The sequence below is a fragment of the Aeromicrobium sp. PFPM2_SD2 genome, assembly GCF_057364525.1.
The window spans coordinates 1-1051 of sequence record NZ_JBNFNZ010000630.1 but is presented as its reverse complement, the minus strand read 5'-3'; the positions used below and the strand labels follow the sequence as shown (position 1 = coordinate 1051).

Sequence of the window (1051 nt, the reverse complement as noted above, 5' to 3'; positions counted from 1 at the left end):
CCACCTGGGTGGGCGTGAGCAGGTACGGCCCCGACCACGCGCGGGACGGGCCGAAGACGCCCCATCCCCCGACCGGCTCGAGGTCGCCCGGCTCGGCCCGCACGACGGGCCCGGGCGGACGGATCCGCAGCGCGCGCACCTCGGGCAGCTGGCGCAGCGTCCAGACCAGCTGGGCGGCCACGCGGTCCCGGACTCGTCGGACACGTCGCCGAGGCCGTCCAGCACGATCTCGGCCAGGCCGTCGGCGGCGACGGGCACGCTGCCGCGCAGGCGCGTGGCGTCGGGCACGTAGCTGCGCAGCGTGCCGGCGTCCTGCGTCCGGGGTCCGGCGACGACGTTGGTGACCAGCGCCGTGGCCAGCTGCTCGCCGAGCGGCAGGTGCACGGGGTCGGCGACGACCCGCTCGCCGGACGGGTCGAAGAAGTACAGGTCGAACGGCCGGTAGTAGTCGGCGAAGAAGTTGCGGGTGACGAACGTGCCCGGCGGCGCGACCTCGATGCGCCACTGGCCGTCGTCGCGGCGCAGCACGAAGCGGACGGTGCGCGAGAGCCGGTCGGGCTCGTAGTGGCCGGTGCGGTCGAGCCGGGCCTCCTGCTCGACGCGCAGCGAGACCTCCAGGCCGATGTCGCGCCCGATCGCGACCTGCTGGGCCCGCTCCACGCGCGCCGTGCGGTAGACGACGACCCCGGCCGTGGGGTCCCACGGCTCGGCCTGGGGGTGGAAGAAGGTCTCGGCGGTGCCGCTGGAGACCGGGTAGGCCAGCATCGCGTCCAGGTAGCCGCGCACGACCTGGTCGGGGGTCGCGTTCTGCCGCGGCCCGGCCGGCCGGTAGCTGACCGGGCTCTCGTCGCCGACCTCCTGGGCCTGGACCCGGTGGACGCGCACCTCGTCGGGGATGCCGCCGCACGCGGTCAGCGCGCAGACGACGGCGGCCAGCCACGCGAGCAGGGACAGGCGGCGCGTCATGCGAGCTCCGAGACGATCGGCGGGCGGGTGGGCCGAGCCGCCCGGCTTGGGCAGGGTCAGGACGAACTTCGGCGCCCTCGTCCGG

1 protein-coding gene is annotated in these 1051 nt (G+C 75.9%); it reads right to left on the bottom strand.

Annotation, left to right across the window (positions count from 1 at the left end):
• The coding region (locus tag AC2W7G_RS17010; RefSeq protein ID WP_485869481.1) for an LpqB family beta-propeller domain-containing protein at positions 1-966 on the bottom strand (966 nt) is incomplete at its 3' end.
• Between the last annotated feature and the right edge of the window lie 85 nt (positions 967-1051).